At 65.6% G+C, this 3,802-nt stretch carries 2 protein-coding genes; both read left to right on the forward strand.

Annotated features, from left to right (window positions below; genetic code table 11):
* Nucleotides 1-3,242: carbamoyl-phosphate synthase large subunit (carB, locus tag ABGA94_RS09430; RefSeq protein WP_375367118.1), on the forward strand; the 3,242-nt coding region annotated here is incomplete at its 5' end.
* A gap of 8 nt (nucleotides 3,243-3,250) precedes the next feature.
* Nucleotides 3,251-3,715, forward strand: coding sequence for a transcription elongation factor GreA (greA, locus tag ABGA94_RS09435; RefSeq protein WP_026347191.1), 465 nt, complete (start codon nucleotides 3,251-3,253; stop codon nucleotides 3,713-3,715).
* Nucleotides 3,716-3,802 lie beyond the last annotated feature (87 nt).

Here is a 3,802-nt window from a genome sequence, read left to right on the forward strand (position 1 = left end):
TGCCCAAGCGCACTGACCTCAAGACCATCCTCATCATCGGTGCTGGCCCGATCGTCATCGGCCAGGCCTGCGAGTTCGACTACTCCGGTGCCCAAGCCTGCAAGGCCCTGCGTGACGAGGGTTACCGCGTGGTGCTGGTCAACAGCAACCCGGCCACGATCATGACCGACCCGGAGATGGCCGACGCCGTCTACATCGAGCCGATCAACTGGCAGACGGTCGAGAAGATCATCGCCAAGGAAAAGCCCGATGCGCTGCTGCCGACCATGGGTGGCCAGACCGCGCTGAACTGCGCGCTGGACCTGGCCGACCACGGCGTGCTGGAGAAGTACAACGTCGAACTGATCGGCGCCAAGCGCGAAGCGATCCGCATGGCCGAAGACCGCGAGCTGTTCCGCGTGGCCATGGGTGAGATCGGCTTGGAGTGCCCGACTGCCGCCGTCGCCCACACCCTGGACGAAGCGCTGGAAATCCAGACCCGCGTCGGCTATCCGACCATCATCCGCCCCAGCTTCACCCTGGGCGGCAGCGGTGGCGGCATCGCCTACAACCGCGAAGAGCTGGTCGAGATCGTCAGCCGCGGCCTGGAACTGTCGCCGACCACCGAAGTGCTGGTGGAAGAGTCGGTGCTGGGCTGGAAGGAATTCGAGATGGAAGTGGTCCGCGATACCGCGGACAACTGCATCATCGTCTGCTCGATCGAAAACCTGGACCCGATGGGCGTGCACACCGGTGACTCGATCACCGTGGCCCCGGCCCAGACCTTGACCGACAAGGAATACCAGCGCCTGCGCGATGCCTCCATCGCCGTGCTGCGCAAGATCGGCGTCGATACCGGTGGCTCGAACGTGCAGTTCGGCATCAACCCGAAGACCGGCCGCGTGGTCGTCATCGAGATGAACCCGCGCGTGTCGCGTTCCTCGGCGCTGGCTTCCAAGGCCACCGGCTTCCCGATCGCCAAGGTCGCCGCCAAGCTGGCCGTGGGCTACACCCTGGACGAACTGAAGAACGAAATCACCGGCGGCCTGACCCCGGCCTCGTTCGAGCCGTCCATCGACTACGTCGTCACCAAGATCCCGCGCTTCGCCTTCGAGAAGTTCCCGGCCGCCGATGCCCGCCTGACCACCCAGATGAAGTCGGTGGGCGAGGTGATGGCGATGGGCCGCACCTTCCAGGAGTCGGTGCAGAAGGCCCTGCGTGGCCTGGAAACCGGCAAGGTCGGCTTCGACCCGACCGGCCTGGACCTGGGCAACGAAGACGACCTGCAGACCCTGCGTCGCGAGCTGAAGGCGCCGGGCCCGGAGCGCCTGTTCTATGTGGCCGATGCGTTCCGCGCCGGCATGAGCGTGGAAGAGATCTACGCACTGTCGTTCATCGATCACTGGTTCCTGGACCAGATCGAGGAAATCATCGCGGCCGAAGCCGAAGTCGCTGCCGGCGGCATCGATGCGCTGGATGCCGCACGCCTGCGCAAGCTGAAGCGCGCTGGCTTCTCCGACGCGCGCCTGGCGCAGCTGACCGGCACCAACGAAGCCGCCATCCGCGCGCTGCGTCGTGCGCACAAGGTGCGCCCGGTCTACAAGCGCGTGGACTCCTGTGCCGGTGAGTTCTCCACCGGTACCGCCTACCTGTACTCGACCTACGAGGACGAGTGCGAGGCCGCGCCGAGCAACCGCGACAAGATCATGATCCTGGGCGGTGGCCCGAACCGCATCGGCCAGGGCATCGAGTTCGACTACTGCTGCGTGCACGCGGCACTGGCGCTGCGCGAGGATGGCTATGAAACCATCATGGTCAACTGCAACCCGGAAACCGTGTCGACCGACTACGACACCTCCGACCGCCTGTACTTCGAGCCGCTGACCCTGGAAGACGTGCTGGAAATCGTCGAACTGGAACAGCCGAAGGGCGTGATCGTGCAGTACGGCGGCCAGACCCCGCTGAAGCTGGCGCGCGCGCTGGAAGCCAACGGCGTGCCGGTGATTGGCACCAGCCCGGACTCGATCGACCTGGCCGAAGACCGCGAGCGCTTCCAGCAGCTGGTGGACAAGCTGGGCCTGAAGCAGCCGCCGAACCGCATCGCCCGCAACGATCAGGAAGCCCTGCTGCTGGCCCGCGAGATCGGCTACCCGCTGGTGGTGCGCCCGAGCTACGTGCTGGGCGGCCGTGCCATGGAAATCGTCTACGGCGAAGCCGACCTGGCCCGTTACGTGCGCGACGCTGTGAAGGTGTCCAACGATTCGCCGGTGCTGCTGGACCGCTTCCTCGACAATGCTGTCGAGTGCGACGTCGACATCATTGCCGACAAGGATGGCAACGTCCTGATCGGTGGCGTGATGGAGCACATCGAAGAAGCTGGCGTGCACTCGGGCGATTCCTCGTGCTCGCTGCCGCCGTATTCGCTGTCGGCTGAAACCCAGGCCGAACTGCGCCGCCAGGTGGTGGAGCTGGCCAAGGCCCTGAACGTGGTCGGCCTGATGAACACCCAGTTCGCGATCCAGACCAGCGACGAGGGTGCCGACACCATCTACCTGCTGGAAGTGAACCCGCGTGCCTCGCGCACCGTGCCGTTCGTGTCCAAGGCCACCGGCATGGCGCTGGCGAAGATCGCCGCCCGTTGCATGGCTGGCAAGAGCCTGGCCGAGCAGGGCGCGACCAAGGAAATCGTGCCGGACTACTACTCGGTGAAGGAAGCGATCTTCCCGTTCGCCAAGTTCCAGGGCGTCGATCCGATCCTCGGGCCGGAGATGCGCTCCACCGGCGAGGTGATGGGCGTCGGCCGCACCTTCAACGCCGCCTTTGCGCGTGCGCAGGAAGCCGGTGGCATCAAGGCACCGCCGGTCGGCAAGGCCTTCGTCTCGGTCCGCGACCCGGACAAGAAGCGCGTGCTGCCGGTGGCCAAGGCGCTGCTGGCGCGTGGCTACAGCCTGGTCGCCACCCGTGGCACCGCCGCGTGGCTGCAGCAGCACGGCATGGACTGCGAGATCATCAACAAGGTGGTCGAAGGCCGTCCGCACATCGTCGACTCGATCAAGAACGGCGAGATCGTCTACATCGTCAACACGACCGAAGGTCGTTCGGCGATCAACGACTCGTTCTCGATCCGCCGCGAGGCGCTGCAGCATCGCGTCACCTACTCGACCACCATTGCCGGCGCCAAGGCGCTGGTGGATTCACTGGAATTCCGCGGCACCGGCCCCGTCTGGTCGCTGCAGGAGCTGCACAAGGAGTTGAATGCATGAGAGCCCCCATCACCATGAAGGGCGCGCAGAAGCTGCGCGACGAACTGGATCACCTGAAGTCGGTCAAGCGCCCGAAGGTCATCGCCGCCATCGCCGAAGCGCGTGAGCACGGTGACCTGAAGGAGAATGCCGAGTACCACGCCGCGCGCGAGGAACAGGGCTTCATCGAAGGCCGCATCAAGCAGCTGGAGGGCGAGCTGTCGCACGCCGAGATCATCGACGTGAGCAAGCTCAATGCCGGCTCCAAGGTGGTGTTCGGCGCCAGCGTGACGCTGGCCGACGTGGAAACCGACGAAGAGAAGAAGTACCAGATCGTCGGTGACCTGGAAGCGGACATCAAGCTGGGCCTGATCGCGATTTCCTCGCCGGTGGCGCGGGCGATGATCGGCAAGCTGGAAGGCGATTCGATCGTGATCGACGCCCCGGCCGGCCAGCGCGAGTACGAGATCGTCAGCGTCAGCTACGTGGACTGACCGCGTGGCGACGGCGACCCTGCTGTTGCCTGCACGCAGCCGCTTTGCCGCGGCTGCGCTGCCGGACGATGTGGCACGCGCCCTCGG

It is taken from the genome of Stenotrophomonas sp. 3diitr2024 (assembly GCF_042136455.1).
In the GTDB taxonomy this organism is placed as follows: Bacteria; Pseudomonadota; Gammaproteobacteria; order Xanthomonadales; family Xanthomonadaceae; genus Stenotrophomonas; species Stenotrophomonas sepilia.